Here is a 16,071-nt window from a genome sequence, read left to right as displayed (position 1 = left end):
GCAGCAGACGTTGAGTGGAGGCCGGTGTGGACGTGTCCGTCACGAGCCGCGTCGTCGGCGACCGGACCGTGGTCGACGTGACGGGTGAGATCGATGTCTACACGGCCCCGGCCCTGCGGGAGGAGCTCGCGTCGCTGATCGACCGCGAGCACACCGACCTCGTCGTCGACCTGACCGCGGTCAAGTTCATGGACTCCACAGGCCTGGGCGTGCTGGTCGGCGCGCTCAAGAAGGTCCGCACCATCGGCGGCGACCTGCGTCTGGTCATCGACCAGGAGAAGATCCTCAAGGTCTTCCGCATCACCGCCCTGACCCAGGTCTTCACGATCCACGCCTCGATCGACGAGGCCCTCGCCGAGCAGGGCTGACCCACCCCGCACGTCCCACGTAGCGCTCGAGCCCCGCGACCCTCAGGGTCGCGGGGCTCTGCTGCGTCTGTCAGCAGGCGGCGTCGGTCACCAGTCGGTGAGGGTCACCGGGTAGGGGCCCCCGAGGACCGTCGCGGTGACCCTGGTGCCGTAGACGGCGGTGGCGCGGACCTGGTCGTAGACGTAGAGGTCCATGACCTCGCCGGGCTGGGGGGCGAGCCCGGCGGCCTCCGGCCCGCCCAGGCACGTGAACCACTGGTAGAGCGAGGTCTGGACAGCGTCCCCCGGGGCCGTGTGGAGCGGCTCGGCCGACCGGTAGGCAGGCTCCATCGTGGTGCGGACCCGCCCCTCGTCGTCGACCAGGATCGCCCGCACCGACTGCGGCGCGTAGCCGGTCAGGGGCACGCCGTCGAGGGTGTCGGTGCGGCGCAAGGTGACGGGCAGGTGGACCCCGGCGACGCTCACCGGGTCCACGAGCAGGCCAACGTCGAGCTCGGCGCGGAAGTCGGGGTCGCCCACCGCCTCGAGCGCCGACGACGCGTCGTCCCCGCACCGGGGCAGCGCACTGACGGTGCGGTGCGGGTCGGCAGGGCCTGCATCAGCGCCGAAGGTGACGGGCTCGAGCTCGACGATCTCGATACCCGGCTCATCCTGGTCAGGTAGGCCCGTCCCCGGGGACGCGACGCTGAACGCCCGGTACGTCCCGAGCAAGGGCTGGCCGGTGCGGCAGTCGACGGCGTCGCGCAGGCCGGCGATGTTGAACGCCCCGCTCCCGTTGGTGGCCTCGGAGCCGAGCTCCTCGGTCGGCGGGTCCCACAGCGCGATCGTCCCGGCCTCGTCGACCAGGTAGGTGTGCAGCGAGGCGAGTGCGCCCCCAGGCTCTCCCGGGGTCTCGGGGTAGGCCGTCACCGCCGGGTGCAGCAGCTCCTCCCCGACCCCCACCCGGTACAGGCCGTCCTCCTCGGCGAGGGCCCCGACGGTGACCCCACCGAGCAGCTCGAGCCCAGGGGAGTCGACCGGCTCGAGCTCGAAGCGCACCCCGCACGGCGCCGCACCGGGCTCCCACCCGGGCAGCACCTCGGTCGAGGCCACGGGTTCCTCGCTCGCACTCGGCTCGGGGCTCGGCGCCACGGGTGCCTGGGTGGCGGGCGGCGCGACCGGGGCAGGGGAGAGCAGGCCGATCCCGCCGACGGCGAGCAGCCCCACGGCTCCGACCCCCGCGACCGAGCTGGTCACGGTGCGGGTCGCACGGCGCCGGTGCACGCGACGCAGCAGGCCGTCGGTCGGAACGGGCCGGGCCTGCGCCCGGCCGCGGGCGGCGACCTCCTCGAGGGCGCGCTCCAGGTCGATCCTCATGCGGACTCCTCCCCGTGCAGCAGCACGCTCTCGTGGGTCTCGACCGGCCCGCCGACGTCGGCGGTGGCGGTGGTCAGGACGGGGCCGAGCAGGGCCTCCATCCGGTGGACGCCCAGGCTCAGGTACCTCTTGACCGAACCGTCGGCGATCCCGAGCCGCCCGGCGATCTCGGGGATGGTCAGGTCGTCGTAGAAGCGCAGGACGACGCAGGCGCGCTGCCGCGGGGGCAGGCTCTGCAGGGCGGACTCGACGTCGACCCGCTGGGCAGTGGGCCCTTCGGGGCCGTCGAGCCGCTCCGGGCGGGCCAGCAGGTGACGCAGGGACTCCCAGCGCCGGCGGCGTCGGTACCCGTCGATGTAGAGGGTCAGGATCGCGCGGCGCACGTAGCCCTCGTCGATGGTGATCTCGCGGGACCGGGCCCGGACGTAGCTCTTGACCAGGGCGTCCTGGACGAGGTCCTCGGCGTCGCGCGTGTTGCCGGCCAGCAGGTAGGCGTACCCGGTGAGCGAGCGCCCGTGCTCACGCGCGAGGGTCACCATCGCCTCGTCGGCCCGCTGGCGCCATCGTCCCGGCATGCGCCCGTCCCCCTGTCCCGGCCACCGCCCTCGGCGACCCCTCACCCCCAAGAACGCACGTCACCCGCCAACCGTTGTCCACCCACAAAGCTCGTGTCAGAACCTGGGATACCTGGGGGTATCCCAGGTTCTGACACGAGCTTGTGGGGTCAGGGGTCCGCGGGCGTGAAGGTGTAGTCGACCAGCCAGCCGCCTCCGGTCTCGTCGGACACGTCGGCGAGCACCGCCCCCTCCGGGCCTGAGGCCGCCACCTCGTGCCAGAACGGCCGGGCGTCGTCGGTCGACTCGTCGTCGACCGCGTAGCCGGCCTCCTCGAGGGCGAGGATCACGGCGGCCGCCGACTCGCGGCCCGTCCCTGACTCGACGACGAGCCGCACCGCGCCGGCCTCGCCCTCGGCAGCCATCAGGACCCGCCCCTCGACGAGCGGCAAGCCATCCGCGGGACGGCCGCCGCGACGACCGCGAGCCCGGCGGTCCCCGTCACCACGGCACGGATCGACCTCGTGCGCACTGTGCCCCCTTGACGCAAGCGGCCCCGGTGGTCGCCCTGCGACGAGGGCGGCCACCGGGGCCGTGACGATGCCCCGCTGACTCAGCGGATCATCTCGTGCGAGGAGGGCAGAGGGCCAGGGCCCCACGTCCCGCTCACCTGGAGCGGATCAGGGCATCATCTTGCCGCCGGCCACACCCAGGCGCTGGCCCGTGGTGTAGCTGGACTCCTGGCTGGCGAAGAAGACGAAGGCCGGGGCGAGCTCGGCCGGCTGGCCCGGGCGGCCCTCGGGGGTGTCGTCCCCGAAGCCCTCGACCTTGTCCCCGGTCATGGTCGCGGGGATGAGCGGCGTCCAGATCGGACCGGGGGCGACGGTGTTGACCCGAATGCCCTTCTCGGCGAGCTGCTGGGCGAGCCCGCGCGTGAAGTTGATGATCCCGGCCTTGGTGGTCGCGTAGTCGAGCAGCTGGGGGCTCGGCTGGTAGCCCTGGATCGAGGAGACGTTGATGATCGACGCCCCCTCCTTCATGTGCGCCAGGGCGGCCTTGGTCAGCCAGAACAGGGCGTAGATGTTCGTCTTCATCACCCGGTCGAGCTGCTCGGTGGTGATGTCGAAGATCCCGCCCTCCTGGGCCATCTGGTACGCCGCGTTGTTGACCAGGATGTCGATCCCGCCCAGCTCGGCGACGGCCCGCTTGACCAGCTCCAGGGAGTAGGCCTCCTCACGCAGGTCGCCGGGGACCAGCACGGCCAGGCGACCGGCCTCGCGCACGTGGCCCGCGGTGATCTCGGCGTCCTCCTGCTCCTCGGGGAGGTAGGACAGGACGACGTCGGCCCCCTCCCGGGCGTAGGCGATCGCGACGGCCCGGCCGATGCCCGAGTCACCGCCGGTGATGATCGCCTTGCGGCCCTCGAGGCGGCCCGAGCCGCGATAGCTCTCCTCGCCGTGGTCGGGCTGCTCGTCCATGTCCCGGGTCAGGCCCGGGTGGGAGATGGTCTTCGACGCGTGGCTGTCGTGCTGCTCGGTCGGGTCCTGCGGGGTGGTCTGGTCAGCCATGTGTGCCTCCGGTGTGATGGGTGTCGGCCCGGGGTCCAGGGGCCGTGATGGATCGGTCGGACGAGGTCAGGTCAGGCGGGGGTCCAGGCCCGGGCGAGCGGGCTCTGGTCCAGGTCGGCCAGGAGGGCCGCGACGTCGGTGTAGACGGCGGCGGCCCCGGCCTCGCGCAGCTCGGCCTCGCCGACCCCACCGGTCATGACCCCGACGCAGGTGACCCCGGCGCGGGCCGCGGCCGCGACGTCGTAGCCGGTGTCCCCGACGAAGACGGCGCGCTCGGCCTCGACGCCGGCGATCTCGAGGCCCGCGTGGACCAGGTCCGGGGCGGGCTTGGCGTTCTCGACGTCCTGGGCCGAGGTGATCCCGGTCAGTGCGTCGCCGAGGTCCAGGGCCGCCTCGAGCTTCTCGAGCTCCTCGGGCCCGGCCGAGGTCGCGAGCACGCACCGCGCACCGCGCTCGACGACGGCGTGCACGAGCTCGCGGGCCCCGGGCAGCACCCGCTGCAGGTCGCCGAGCTCGGCGTAGATGGCCGAGTGGCGCTCCTTGGCGTCCGCGCCGACCCTCTCGGCGACCTCGGCCCCGAGGAGCTCCTCGAGGAGCAGGGCCGAGCCCATGCCCACGGCCCGGTGGACCCGCCAGGAGTCCACCGGGTGACCGACCTCGTGGAAGGCCTTCACCCACGCGTAGGTGTGCAGGTAGTTGGAGTCGACGAGGGTGCCGTCGATGTCCAGCAGCACGGCGCCGGGGGAGTCGGACGAGGTCTCGGAGTGGGTCACCCCTCCACTCTCACCCGCCGGCGCCGTGCTCGCGCGTCGAGACTGCTACCTGAGCTCGATGTCCTGCGGGGAGCTCCAGGCGGGGGAGCTGCCGGCGACCGTCTCCGGATCCTGCCCCGGGTAGGCGACCTCCTCGACCGTCACCTCGAGCCAGGCCATCGCCTCGTACTCGCCCGGGGGCAGGCGCAGCGCCGGGGGCTGCGCCGTGCCACCCGTGCCGCACAGCGTCCGGGCACCCAGCAGCGGGAGCTCCTGGGCCTCCCCGTCCTGGAGGTCGAACTCGACCAGGTCCCACGGGTCGAGCCACTCGTGGCCGACGACGACGCCGTCACGCAGCAGCACCAGGCTCGCCCCGGAGGCGTTCGCGGTGCCGGTGACCCGGCGTCCTTCGGTGGTCCGCAGCATGACGGTCCCGGTGAAGGCCCCCTCGGCGTCGGCCTCCGACAGGTCGAGGTCCATCTCGAGGGCGAGCGGGGGCATCCCGTCGTCGAGGGAGTCGGTCGTGGTGCCGCACTGCGGGAAGGTGGCGGTGGGGTCCTCGTTCCCGTACGAGACCAGCTCGTTGAGGGTGATCAGGGCCGCGGTCTCCTCCTCGCTGAAGTTCTCGTCGCCGGCCGCATCCTCGTCCGGGTCCGGTGTGGGCACGGCTTCCCCGTAGACGTTCAGCAACGAGACGTCACGGAGGCGCTCGTGGACCGTCGGTTGCTCGCCAACCTCGACGCTCTCGAAGACAACGACCTGGTACCCCCCGCGGGGCAGCGCAGCTGCGGTGCCGCAGGCCGTCACCGAGAGGTTCGCCGAGAGCGTCGGGGCGTCGGCGGTCGGAGCCCTCCCCTCGATCCGGACTGGGTCCGACACGACGAGGTCGTCCTGCACGAGGGCCACCGTGTACGTGGGGGTGCCCACGGTCTGGAAGGTGTCGGAGGCCTCGACGTCGAAGTCGACCTGGAGGGACCCTCCGGCCATGACGGTCGGCTCGTGGTCGAGGGAGTCCGGGGCGGTGACCGAGATGCCCGTGGTCCGCACCTCGGCCCCGCAGGCGAAGCGTTCGATTCTCTCGCTCGGCGCCGCCGGCGGCACGGGCTCGTCGACCGCCACGTCGGCCAGCTGCAGCCCGCCGAAGGCCAGCGCGGCCGCGGCCCCTACCCCGACCATGCCCACCGCGGTGTGCCTCGCCGCCCGCCGGCGGCGCACGATGGTCACCATCTGCCGCACGCGCCCGTGCATCCGGTCGGCGGCCGCGTCGTCCTGCACGGATCGCGCCATGTCGTTCAGCGCCTGCTCCAGGTCGATCTTCACCGCTCTCCCCCTCCGGTCAGGACGTCGATCTCCTCGACGCTCGTCGGGTCGTCCTCGGGCCGTGGCTCGTCTGCCACGACCGGCCCGAGCAGGCCCTCCATGCGGCGCACCCCGTCGCTCAGGTACCTCTTGACCGACCCGGTGCTGACCGCGAGCTCCTCGGCGATCGCCGGCACGGTCATGTCCTCGTAGAAGCGCAGGACGACGCAGGCCCGCTCGCGGGGGCTGAGCCGGTCGAGGGCCTCCCGCACGTCCACGCGGTCGGCCGAGGGCCCCTCGGGGCCGGCCTGCACGTCAGGGACCGCGACGAGATGGCGGACCGCTGCCCACCGCCGTCGTCGTCGGAACCCGTCGAGGTAGGTGGTGAGCACGGCCTTGCGGACGTAGCCCTCGACGTTGCTGGCCTCGAGCCCGCCGCGGCCCCGGGTGAAGGTCTTGACCAGGGCGTCCTGCACCAGGTCCTCAGCCTCACGCCGGTCACCGCACAGCAGGTACGCGTACCCCACCAGTGCCGACCCGCGGGTGCGGACCAGCTCGTCGAGGGAGTGCTCCCACCGCGCCATCCGTGCTTCCCCCTCGACGTGGGTGAACGCTCCTGCGCCCATCCCGACCGGCCATGATGTCGAGGATGCGCGCCCCTGCGGCGCACCCTCTGACCATGATGACGACGGGCAGGCCCAGAACGTTGGGGTCGCCCACCAGATCCACCCCCTGACCCGTAGACTGCGCGCGTCTGCGGCTCAGGGGGCCGCGCGAGCCGCCGGCAACGACGCCGGGCCGGCACCGCACACGTCAAGGAGGACGGATGCCAACGCTCGGGACCTCGAGCCTCACCATCGTCGGGGTGATCGCCGCGATCGCGGTCGTCTCGCTCGTCTTCGCCCTGGTGCTGCGGCGCCAGGTGCTCGCCGCCGACGAGGGCACGCCCAAGATGCAGGAGATCGCCACCGCGGTCCAGGAGGGTGCGTCTGCCTACCTGAGCCGCATGTTCCGCACCCTCGTGCTGTTCGCGGTGATCGTCTTCGCCCTGCTCTTCCTGCTGCCCGGCGACGCGGGGGTCAAGATCGGGCGGTCGGTGTTCTTCCTGCTGGGGGCCGGGTTCTCGGCGGCCATCGGGTACCTGGGCATGTGGCTCGCGGTGCGGGCGAACGTGCGGGTGGCCTCGGCCGCGACCCGCCCCGGCGGCCGGGCCGAGGGGGCGCGCATCGCCTTCCGCACCGGCGGCGTCGTCGGCATGTCCGTGGTCGGCCTCGGCCTGCTGGGTGCGGCCTCGGTGGTCCTGATCTACCGCGGGGACGCCCCGGCGGTGCTCGAGGGCTTCGGCTTCGGCGCGGCCCTGCTCGCCATGTTCATGCGGGTGGGCGGCGGCATCTTCACCAAGGCGGCCGACGTCGGCGCCGACCTGGTCGGCAAGGTCGAGCACAACATCCCCGAGGACGACCCCCGCAACGCGGCGACCATCGCGGACAACGTGGGGGACAACGTCGGGGACTGCGCGGGCATGGCCGCCGACCTCTTCGAGTCCTACGCGGTGACCCTCGTGGCGGCCCTCATCCTGGGCAAGGTGGCCTTCGGCGAGCAGGGCCTCGTCTTCCCCCTCATCGTCACCTCGATCGGGGCGATCACCGCAGCGCTGGGCGTGGTCATCACCCGGGTGCGCGGCACCGAGAGCGGCCTCAAGGCCATCTACCGCGGGTTCTACACCTCGGCCCTGCTGGGCGCCGTCCTCGCCGCCGTCGCGGCCTTCCTCTACCTGCCCTCCTCCTTCGACCAGCTGACCGGCGTCGGGGACGTCCTCGTCGGGCACGACGGCGACCCGCGGCTCCTCGCGACCCTCGCCGTGGTCATCGGCATCGTCCTGGCGGGCGTGATCCTGTGGGTCACCGGCTACTTCACGGGCACGACGTCGAAGCCCACCCTGCACGTGGCCCGCACCTCACAGACCGGGGCCGCGACCGTGGTGCTCTCGGGGATCGGGGTCGGCTTCGAGTCGGCCGTCTACACCGCGGGGATCATCGCGGCGGCGATCTGCGGGGTCTTCCTCATCGCGGGCGGGTCCGTCTGGCTCTCGCTGTTCCTCATCGCCCTCGCGGGCTGCGGGCTGCTCACCACGGTGGGCGTGATCGTCGCGATGGACACCTTCGGCCCCGTGAGCGACAACGCCCAGGGCATCGCCGAGATGTCCGGGGACGTCGACGCCGAGGGAGCCCAGATCCTCACCGACCTGGACGCCGTGGGCAACACCACCAAGGCCATCACCAAGGGCATCGCGATCGCCACCGCGGTGCTCGCGGCGACCGCCCTGTTCGGCTCCTACTCCGACGCGGTGCGCCAGGCCGTCGCCGACCTGGGCGACCAGATCCAGCCCGAGGGCCTCAGCTTCGCGATGCTCTCCTACGAGGTGATCTCCCCGATCACCCTGGTGGGCGTGATCCTCGGGGCAGCCACCGTGTTCTTGTTCTCGGGCCTGGCCATCGACGCCGTGACCCGCGCCGCGGGGGCCATCGTCTTCGAGGTGCGCCGCCAGTTCCGCGAGAACCCCGGGATCATGACCGGGGAGGTGCGCCCCGAGTACGGCAAGGTCGTGGACATCTGCACCCGCGACTCCCTGCGCGAGCTCGCCACCCCCGGCCTGCTCGCGGCCTTCGCGCCGATCGCGGTGGGCTTCGGCCTGGGCGTGGGCCCGCTGGCCGGGTTCCTCGCGGGCACCATTGGCGCGGGCGTCCTCATGGCCGTGTTCCTGGCGAACGCGGGCGGCTCGTGGGACAACGCCAAGAAGATCGTCGAGGACGGCAAGTACGGCGGCAAGAACTCCCCGGCTCACGAGGCCGTGGTCATCGGCGACACCGTCGGCGACCCCTTCAAGGACACCGCCGGCCCGGCCATCAACCCGCTGATCAAGGTGATGAACCTCGTCGCGCTGCTCATCGCCCCGGCCGTGGTGCAGATCAGCATCGGCGACGACGCCAACCACGTGCTGCGGCTGAGCATCGCGGTGATCGCCGCGGGTATCGCCTTCGGCGCGGTGATCGCCTCGCGGCTGCGCGCGGCGCGCGTGGACCGGGAAGGCCGCCTCGAGCAGGAGGCCCACCTGGTGTGAGCCGCCGGGTCAGCGGCGGGTCAGCACCTGGGTGAAACCGTCGGCGCCCTCCACCTGCGGGGTCAGGGAGAGCTCGTCCCCCTCGCAGGTGTAGGCCGAGGTGACGCCCAGGTTCACGCCCCTGGTGTCGAGGTCGTCGAGGTCGGGGACCTCGATGGCCTCGCCGTTGACCGTCGTGGCCGAGTCGATCTGGACCCCGGACATGTCGACGTCGGTGACCTCGATCGTGCCGTCGGCGACCGCATAGCTCGCCGTCATGGTGCCGTTGTACGTGCTCGTGCTGATGACCTCCTGGCCCTGCAGGGCCATGGCGACCTCGGTGGTCTGCTGGTCGTACTCGGTGGTCATCACGCCGTCGGCGAAGGTCACCGAGGACTCGCCGCTGACCTCGACCTCCGGGTCGAGCGCGGCCATGCCGGGGGCCGAGAGGGTGGCCTCGCGGATGGCCTCGAGGTCGGAGGTCCACTCACCCTCGAGGCAGTCGTCCCGGCTCGCGGTGGCAGGCCCCTCGGTCTCGGCCGGATCCTCGACGGGGGCCGTGGCCTCGCCGGTGGGCGTGCTCTCGGAGTCGGTGTCGCCCGAGCACCCGGCCAGGAGCACGAGGGCCCCGACAGCGGCAGGCAGGACGAGGCTGCGGGTCGAGCGCATGGGGGTCTCCGGTGATCGCTGGGTCGCGTGCGGGTCGTGGCCGCGGGCGAGGTCGGTCTGGTCATCGTGGCACGTCATGCTGGTCACGACGACCCCCCGAGGGGTGGCCGGTGGCCGCCGAACGGTGTCGACTGGCCCCGTGACCGTGCTCCGAGCAGCGACCTACAACCTGCGCCAGCTGCGTGACGACCAGGGCGCCCTGGCCGAGGTGCTCCGTGACCTGGCCCCCGACGTCCTGGCCGTCCAGGAGCCCCCGCGCGGGCTGCGGGGGCGTCGTCGGCTCGCGCGCCTCGCGGCCGCGGCCGGGCTGGTGCCCCTGGTGGTGGGCCGGGGAGCGCGGACCACGGCCCTGCTGGTGCGCCCGGACCTGCCGGCCTCAGGGGGCCGGGCGATCCGGCTGCCGTGGCGCCCGTGGAGCCGGCGCACCCTGACCCGTCGGGGCCTCGCGGTCGCGACCGTCGCCGGGGTGCAGGTGATCAGCGTGCACCTGCCCCTGACCCCGGGGGAGCGGCGGCGCCACCTCGAGGACGTGCTCGACCTGGTCGACGCCGCCGTCGTCGGCGGCAGGCCGCTCGTCCTCGGCGGCGACCTCAACGAGCCCCCCGACGGCCCCACCTGGGCCGCCCTCACCCAGAGACTGGTCGACGTCGGGCTCCAGGCAGGCCCGACCTTCACCGCCAGGAACCCGCGCCGCCGCATCGACGCCCTGCTCACCACGGGCCTCACCGTCCAGCAGGCCCACCGACCGAGCGGCGACGCGCCGGGTCGCGCGAGCGACCATCTGCCCCTCGCGGCCGACCTCGTGGTAGACCCCCTCCCGTGAACCACCCCGCGCCCGTGAGCAGCCCGCCGCCCGTCGTCCACCATGAGCTCGTCGACGCCCTGCGGGCCGACCTCGACAGCGCCGGGGCCGGCGTGGCCGCGATCGAGGAGCGGATCGGCCCGGTCGCCGCCGCCGCCCTGCACCGCGAGCAGGCCCTCCCGGCCCTGCGCGCGACTGCCGGGGCAGACGACCCGGTCGCCACCCTCCTGCGGGTCTTCGTGCTGGGCGGGGCCGTCCCGCGCCGAGCGGTCGACCGCGCCCTGCCCACCCTCGGGTCCGACGGCGCCGCCCGGCTCGGGCTGGTGCGCACCGCGGGCGCCGGACCCGAGGACGAGGTCCGCGCCCTGGTGGACCTGCGCCCGGTCTCGGCCACCGACGCCGGCGGCCCGGTCACCTGGTGGCTCGCCTCGGACCTCGGCGAGCTCGCGACCGGGGGAGCCCTGCGCTACGACCACGTGCTCGGCGTCGGCGGGGCCTCGACCACCCTCGCCCAGGTCACCGTGCGCGACCACCGCCGGCGCACCCTCGACCTCGGTACGGGCTGCGGGATCCAGGCGCTGCACGCGGCCCGGCACAGCGACGCGGTCGTCGCGACGGACATCTCGGAGCGGGCCCTGGGCTTCGCGGCCTTCAACGCGGCCCTCGCCGGGGTCGAGCTCGACCTGCGCCAGGGGTCCATGCTCGAGCCCGCCGACGGGCTGTTCGACCTCGTGGTCTCCAACCCGCCGTTCGTCATCACCCCGCGGGGGAGCGGGTCCGCGGGACGCTCGCCGGGAGAGGGTGCGCGTCAGCCGTCGGGGGAGCCCCTGCCGCACTACGAGTACCGCGACGGCGGGCGCAGCGGGGACGACCTCGTCCGCGACCTCGTCCGCGAGGTCGGTGGGGTGCTCGCCCCCGGGGGCGTCGCCCAGCTCCTCGGCAACTGGGAGCACCGCCGCGGGGCGGACTGGCGCGAGCGGGTCGGCACCTGGGTCGACGAGGCGGGGCTCGACGCCTGGGTGGTCCAGCGCGAGGTCCAGGACCCGGCCGAGTACGCCGAGACCTGGCTGCGCGACGGCGGTTCGACCCCGGACCGCGACCCCGCCGGCTGGGCCGCCGCCTACGGCGCCTGGCTCGAGGACTTCGCCTCCCGAGAGGTCGACGCCGTGGGCTTCGGCCTCGTCCTCCTCCGGCGGCCCGTCTCCGGCCCGCCCACCCTGCGCAGGCTCGAGGAGTGGTCCGGCCCGGTCCGCCAACCCCTCGGGACGCACCTCGCCGCCTGCCTCGAGGCCCACGACACCCTCGTGACCCTGACCGACGCCGACCTCGCCGACCGCCGCCTCGTCGTCGCCCCCGACGTGACCGAGGAGAGGCACCTGACCCCCGGCGCGAGCGACCCCACCGTGGTGCTGCTGCGCCAGGGCGACGGCTTCGGCCGCTCCGTCAGGGCCGGCACCGCGCTCGCGGGCCTGGTCGGGGCCTGCGACGGCGAGCTCACCCTCGGGCAGATCCTCGGCGGTGTCGCGGCCCTCCTCGACGTGCCTGCCGACGCCCTGGCCGCCGAGCTGCTGCCCGAGGTCAGGGGGCTCACGCGCGACGGGTTCCTGCACGTGACCTGACCCGGGCGTGCACGGGACCTGACCAGACCTCGAATACCTTAGGGCGGGTGACCCCCGCATCGGCCGACCCCTCCCGGGACCAGCCCTCGCGCACGGTGATCCGCCACGAGGGCCACCGTGCCCCTGCCGTCATCGTGGCCGTCGTCTCGGCGGTCGGCGTGTGGGTCATGTGGCGCTTCTTCGTCACCACGCAGCGCGGGCAGACCCTCGACCAGGCTGCCTTCGACGGCTCGCGCTACGGCCGCACCACCCTGTGGCAGGTCGCCGAGCCCGTGCTGGACCTCATCTCGCTCCCGTTCATCGCGATCGTCCTCGTCTCGGCGATGCTGCTCGCGGTGCTCCAGCGGCGGGTGCTCCTCGCGGTGCAGGTCGCCGTGCTCATGGGGGGCGCGAACCTGACCACCCAGCTGCTCAAGCACGTGGTCCTCGACCGCCCCGACCTCGGGGTCGGTGACTCCCTCGACAACGCGCTGCCCAGCGGCCACACCACCGCCGCGGCCTCGGTCTCGGCGGCACTGCTCTTCGTGGTGCCCCGTCGGCTGCGCCCCGTGGCCGCAGTCGTCGGTGTCCTGTACACCTGCGCGACGGGGATCTCGACCCTGGTCGGGAGGTGGCACCGGCCCAGCGACGCGGTCGCGGCGATGCTGGTGGTCCTGGCGTGGGCCGGGCTGGCCAGTGCCATCGGCACCCACGGCCGAGCGGTCCGTGGCCCCGAGCGGCCGCGCGGCACCGTCCTCGTCGTCGTCGGGCTGCTCCTCGCGGGGGTGCTCGCGGGACTCGGGACGGCGCTGTCCCTGCGCGAGAGCCTCGCGGGGGTCGACGGCGGTCTGACCTCCTACCGGGAGATGACGATCGCCTACGCGAGCGGTTCCCTGGGGGTCGTGGCCGTGGTGTGCGTGGCCTTCGCGGTGCTCCTCGTGCTGCGCCAGGCGGCCGAGCCACGGGTGGTCGAGGTCGGCCCACGGCCCTCGGCCGGGCGGCCCGCGAGCGGGCCCGCCGCAGGGACCTCGCGCTGAACCGTGGGACGCTGAGGGTCTCGCGCCCCTCCACAGGGCGGCGGAACGTCCGTCACCGCGGTTGACGCGAGGTCGTAGAGTGCCCGATCGACGGGTGTCCTCACCGGGCCGCCCGCGCTCCGTCCGATCCTCTCGAAGGAAGCAGGTCCGCATGCCGGCTGGTCGCAAGCTCGTGATCGTCGAGTCGCCGGCCAAGGCGCGCACGATCGCCAGCTACCTGGGTGACAGCTACACCGTCGAGGCCTCGGTGGGTCACATCCGGGACCTGCCGCAGCCCTCCGAGCTGCCCGCGGACATGAAGAAGGGCCCCTTCGGCAAGTTCGCCGTCGACGTCGAGAACGGTTTCGAGCCGTACTACGTGGTCGACGCGGACAAGAAGAAGAAGGTCTCCGAGCTGAAGAAGCTCCTCAAGGACGCCGACGAGCTCTACCTCGCGACCGATGAGGACCGCGAGGGCGAGGCCATCGCCTGGCACCTGCTGGCCGAGCTCAAGCCCAAGGTCCCGGTCAAGCGCATGGTGTTCCACGAGATCACCCGGGAGGCCATCGGCCGGGCCCTCGAGGCCACCCGCGACGTCGACGACCGCCTGGTCGACGCCCAGGAGACCCGCCGCATCCTGGACCGCCTCTACGGCTACGAGATCTCCCCCGTGCTGTGGCGCAAGGTCCGCCAGGGCCTGTCGGCCGGCCGGGTCCAGTCGGTCGCGACCCGGCTGGTGGTCGAGCGCGAGCGTGAGCGCATGGCCTTCCGTGCCGCGGACTACTGGGACGTGACCGGCACCTTCGCCCAGGCCTCGCCCTCGGTCGAGACCGAGGAGGGCTCGTTCAGCGCGCGCCTGTCCCAGCTCGGCGGCCGCCGCGTGGCCACCGGTCGGGACTTCGACGACCGCGGCCAGCTGCGCAACGCCGACGTCGCGCACCTCGACGAGCAGCGGGCGACCGCGGTGGCCGCCGGCCTCCAGGAGGCGTCCTTCGCCGTCCTGAGCCTCGAGACCAAGCCCTACACGCGCCGTCCCGCAGCGCCGTTCACCACCTCGACCCTCCAGCAGGAGGCGAGCCGCAAGCTGCGGATGAACTCGCGCCAGACCATGCGCACCGCGCAGGGCCTGTACGAGAACGGCTACATCACGTACATGCGGACCGACTCGCCCGCGCTCTCGAGCCAGGCGATCGACGCGGCCCGGCGTCAGGCCTCCGAGCTGTACGGCCCGGAGTTCGTGCCCGACAAGGCACGGGTCTACGCCTCGAAGAACAAGGGCGCCCAGGAGGCCCACGAGGCCATCCGCCCCGCGGGTGACCACTTCCGCACCCCGGCCCAGGTGGCCAAGGACCTCTCCGGGGACCAGTTCCGTCTCTACGAGCTGATCTGGAAGCGCACCGTCGCCTCGCAGATGGCCGACGCGCGCGGCTCGACCGCCTCGGTCCGCCTCGGCGCCGACGTCGCCCTCGAGGAGGGCACCACCCAGGCGGTCTTCTCGGCCTCGGGCACGGTCATCACCTTCCGCGGCTTCCTCGCCGCGTACGAGGAGGGGCGCGACGTCGACCGCTACGCCGAGGAGCAGGGCGGCGCGGCCGGCAGCACCAAGGGCGAGCGCGAGACCCGGCTGCCGCAGATGGCCGAGGGCGACGCGCTCACCGGTACCGACCTCACCGCCGACGGGCACTCGACCTCCCCGCCGCCTCGCTTCACCGAGGCGAGCCTGGTCAAGGCCCTCGAGGAGCGCGGCATCGGTCGCCCGTCGACCTACGCCGCCACCATCTCGGTGATCCAGGACCGTGGCTACGTGACCTCGCGCGGCCAGGCCCTGGTGCCGAGCTGGTTGGCCTTCGCCGTGATCCGCCTGCTCGAGGAGAACTTCGACCGGTTGGTCGACTACGACTTCACGGCGTCGATGGAGCTCGACCTCGACGCCATCGCGGCGGGGGACAAGGACCGCGTCGAGTGGCTCACCCAGTTCTACTTCGGTGACCAGGGCAAGGCGGCCCAGGGCGCGACGGCCGGCCCCCAGGGCGGTGGCCTCCAGGGGCTCGTCGCGAACCTCGGTGAGATCGACGCCCGCGAGGTCAACTCGATCGAGATCGGCGAGGGCATCACCCTGCGGGTCGGGCGCTACGGCCCCTACCTCGAGGTGCCCGGAGCCGAGGGCGAGGAGGCGCGCCGCGCCTCGGTCCCCGACGACCTCGCCCCCGACGAGCTCACGGTCGACAAGGCCCGCGAGCTCATCGAGAGCCAGCCCGAGGGTGACATCGTGCTGGGCGAGGACCCGGAGAGCGGCCACTCGATCATCGCGCGCAAGGGGCGCTTCGGTCCGTACGTGACCGAGGTGCTGCCCGAGCCCGAGCTCGACGAGGGGCTCTCGGCCGCGGCCCGCAAGAAGGCCCTGGCCGCGCTGCCCAAGCCCCGCACGGCCTCGCTGCTCAAGACGATGGACCTGCAGACCCTCACCCTCGAGGACGCGCTGCGCCTGCTGTCCCTGCCACGGGTGGTCGGCACCGACCCCGAGTCGGGTGACCCGATCACCGCGCAGAACGGCCGGTACGGGCCCTACCTCAAGAAGGGCACCGACTCCCGGACCCTGCCCACCGAGGAGGCGATGTTCGACATCACCCTCGAGGAGGCCCTCGCCATCTACGCCCAGCCCAAGCGCGGGCGTGGTGCCTCGGCGGCCGCACCGCTGCGTGAGCTCGGCGAGGACCCGGTCAGCAAGAAGCCCGTCGTGGTCAAGGACGGCAGGTTCGGCCCGTACGTGACCGACGGCGAGACCAACGCGACCCTGCGCAAGGACGACGCCGTCGAGTCGGTCACCCTGGACCGTGCCGCCGAGCTCCTCGCCGAGAAGCGCGCCCGCGGCCCGGTCAAGAAGAAGACCACCCGCCGCGCACCGGCCAAGAAGACCACCACCAAGGCCAAGGCCCCCGCGAAGAAGGCCGCACCCAAGAAGTCCTGAGGCACCTCGGGTCGCCGAGGC

Annotated in this window: 14 protein-coding genes; 6 read left to right on the top strand and 8 right to left on the bottom strand. The window is 73.2% G+C overall.

Features of this window, described 5'->3' with window-relative positions; translation table 11 throughout:
* Positions 1–26 precede the first annotated feature (26 nt).
* Positions 27–368: an STAS domain-containing protein gene (locus tag J4G33_RS14665; protein ID WP_208056729.1), complete on the top strand. Its 342-nt coding sequence runs from the start codon at positions 27–29 to the stop codon at positions 366–368.
* An 87-nt stretch (positions 369–455) separates the two neighbouring features.
* Here the strand turns inward: J4G33_RS14665 and J4G33_RS14660 are convergent, their stop codons facing one another.
* The 7 genes from J4G33_RS14660 to J4G33_RS14630 form a co-directional block, all read right to left on the bottom strand.
* Positions 456–1,724: a hypothetical protein gene (locus tag J4G33_RS14660; RefSeq protein WP_208056728.1), complete on the bottom strand. Its 1,269-nt coding sequence runs from the start codon at positions 1,722–1,724 to the stop codon at positions 456–458.
* Positions 1,721–2,299, bottom strand: coding sequence for a sigma-70 family RNA polymerase sigma factor (locus tag J4G33_RS14655; RefSeq protein WP_243759162.1), 579 nt, complete (start codon positions 2,297–2,299; stop codon positions 1,721–1,723). The genes J4G33_RS14660 and J4G33_RS14655 overlap by 4 nt, the downstream gene beginning before the upstream one ends.
* 149 nt (positions 2,300–2,448) lie before the next feature.
* Entirely contained in the window at positions 2,449–2,703 is a 255-nt protein-coding gene (locus J4G33_RS14650) for a hypothetical protein (protein ID WP_208056727.1), read from the bottom strand.
* Positions 2,704–2,958: 255 nt separating this feature from the next.
* On the bottom strand, positions 2,959–3,846 hold the full coding sequence (locus tag J4G33_RS14645) for an SDR family oxidoreductase (RefSeq protein ID WP_208056726.1): 888 nt from the start codon (positions 3,844–3,846) through the stop codon (positions 2,959–2,961).
* Positions 3,847–3,917: 71 nt separating this feature from the next.
* Complete coding sequence (locus J4G33_RS14640; RefSeq protein ID WP_208056725.1) at positions 3,918–4,619, bottom strand: HAD family hydrolase; 702 nt, start codon at positions 4,617–4,619, stop codon at positions 3,918–3,920.
* A 45-nt stretch (positions 4,620–4,664) separates the two neighbouring features.
* The gene (locus J4G33_RS14635; RefSeq protein WP_208056724.1) at positions 4,665–5,918 is read right to left on the bottom strand and encodes a hypothetical protein; all 1,254 of its coding nucleotides are present in this window, start codon (positions 5,916–5,918) and stop codon (positions 4,665–4,667) included.
* Entirely contained in the window at positions 5,915–6,523 is a 609-nt protein-coding gene (locus J4G33_RS14630) for a sigma-70 family RNA polymerase sigma factor (protein ID WP_243759161.1), read from the bottom strand. The genes J4G33_RS14635 and J4G33_RS14630 overlap by 4 nt, the downstream gene beginning before the upstream one ends.
* 200 nt (positions 6,524–6,723) lie before the next feature.
* Here J4G33_RS14630 and J4G33_RS14625 point away from each other — a divergent pair, with 200 nt between their 5' ends.
* On the top strand, positions 6,724–9,018 hold the full coding sequence (locus tag J4G33_RS14625) for a sodium-translocating pyrophosphatase (protein ID WP_208056723.1): 2,295 nt from the start codon (positions 6,724–6,726) through the stop codon (positions 9,016–9,018).
* A 9-nt stretch (positions 9,019–9,027) separates the two neighbouring features.
* Here the strand turns inward: J4G33_RS14625 and J4G33_RS14620 are convergent, their stop codons facing one another.
* Positions 9,028–9,666 carry a hypothetical protein gene (locus tag J4G33_RS14620; RefSeq protein ID WP_208056722.1) on the bottom strand — a complete coding sequence of 213 codons (639 nt, stop codon included), beginning with the start codon at positions 9,664–9,666 and terminating at the stop codon, positions 9,028–9,030.
* A gap of 139 nt (positions 9,667–9,805) precedes the next feature.
* On the opposite strand from J4G33_RS14620, the gene J4G33_RS14615 reads away from it, so the two are divergent.
* From J4G33_RS14615 to topA, 4 genes are all read left to right on the top strand, one after another.
* Positions 9,806–10,489: an endonuclease/exonuclease/phosphatase family protein gene (locus tag J4G33_RS14615; protein WP_208056721.1), complete on the top strand. Its 684-nt coding sequence runs from the start codon at positions 9,806–9,808 to the stop codon at positions 10,487–10,489.
* The gene (locus J4G33_RS14610) at positions 10,486–12,087 is read left to right on the top strand and encodes a DUF7059 domain-containing protein (RefSeq protein WP_307793927.1); all 1,602 of its coding nucleotides are present in this window, start codon (positions 10,486–10,488) and stop codon (positions 12,085–12,087) included. Before J4G33_RS14615 ends, J4G33_RS14610 begins: the two co-directional genes overlap by 4 nt.
* A gap of 47 nt (positions 12,088–12,134) precedes the next feature.
* A complete protein-coding gene (locus J4G33_RS14605; RefSeq protein WP_307793926.1) occupies positions 12,135–13,103 on the top strand; it encodes a phosphatase PAP2 family protein in 969 nt (322 codons plus the stop codon).
* A gap of 151 nt (positions 13,104–13,254) precedes the next feature.
* A complete protein-coding gene (gene topA, locus J4G33_RS14600; RefSeq protein ID WP_208056720.1) occupies positions 13,255–16,050 on the top strand; it encodes a type I DNA topoisomerase in 2,796 nt (931 codons plus the stop codon).
* The last annotated feature ends 21 nt before the right edge of the window (positions 16,051–16,071 follow it).

Source organism: Actinotalea soli, assembly GCF_017565425.1.
GTDB lineage: Bacteria > Actinomycetota > Actinomycetes > Actinomycetales > Cellulomonadaceae > Actinotalea > Actinotalea soli.
The sequence above is the reverse complement of the archived record's forward strand: the minus strand, read 5'-3'. Positions and strand labels throughout refer to the sequence as shown.

Excerpts from the sequence above, each read along its gene's own strand:
- J4G33_RS14655 (WP_243759162.1), bottom strand. The coding sequence starts at position 2,299 with ATGCCGGGACGATGGCGCCAGCGGGCCGACGAGGCGATGGTGACCCTC.
- J4G33_RS14660 (WP_208056728.1), bottom strand. The coding sequence starts at position 1,724 with ATGAGGATCGACCTGGAGCGCGCCCTCGAGGAGGTCGCCGCCCGCGGC.
- J4G33_RS14620 (WP_208056722.1), bottom strand. The coding sequence starts at position 9,666 with ATGCGCTCGACCCGCAGCCTCGTCCTGCCTGCCGCTGTCGGGGCCCTC.
- J4G33_RS14630 (WP_243759161.1), bottom strand. The coding sequence starts at position 6,523 with ATGGGCGCAGGAGCGTTCACCCACGTCGAGGGGGAAGCACGGATGGCG.
- J4G33_RS14650 (WP_208056727.1), bottom strand. The coding sequence starts at position 2,703 with ATGGCTGCCGAGGGCGAGGCCGGCGCGGTGCGGCTCGTCGTCGAGTCA.
- J4G33_RS14645 (WP_208056726.1), bottom strand. The coding sequence starts at position 3,846 with ATGGCTGACCAGACCACCCCGCAGGACCCGACCGAGCAGCACGACAGC.
- J4G33_RS14625 (WP_208056723.1), top strand. The coding sequence starts at position 6,724 with ATGCCAACGCTCGGGACCTCGAGCCTCACCATCGTCGGGGTGATCGCC.
- topA (WP_208056720.1), top strand. The coding sequence starts at position 13,255 with ATGCCGGCTGGTCGCAAGCTCGTGATCGTCGAGTCGCCGGCCAAGGCG.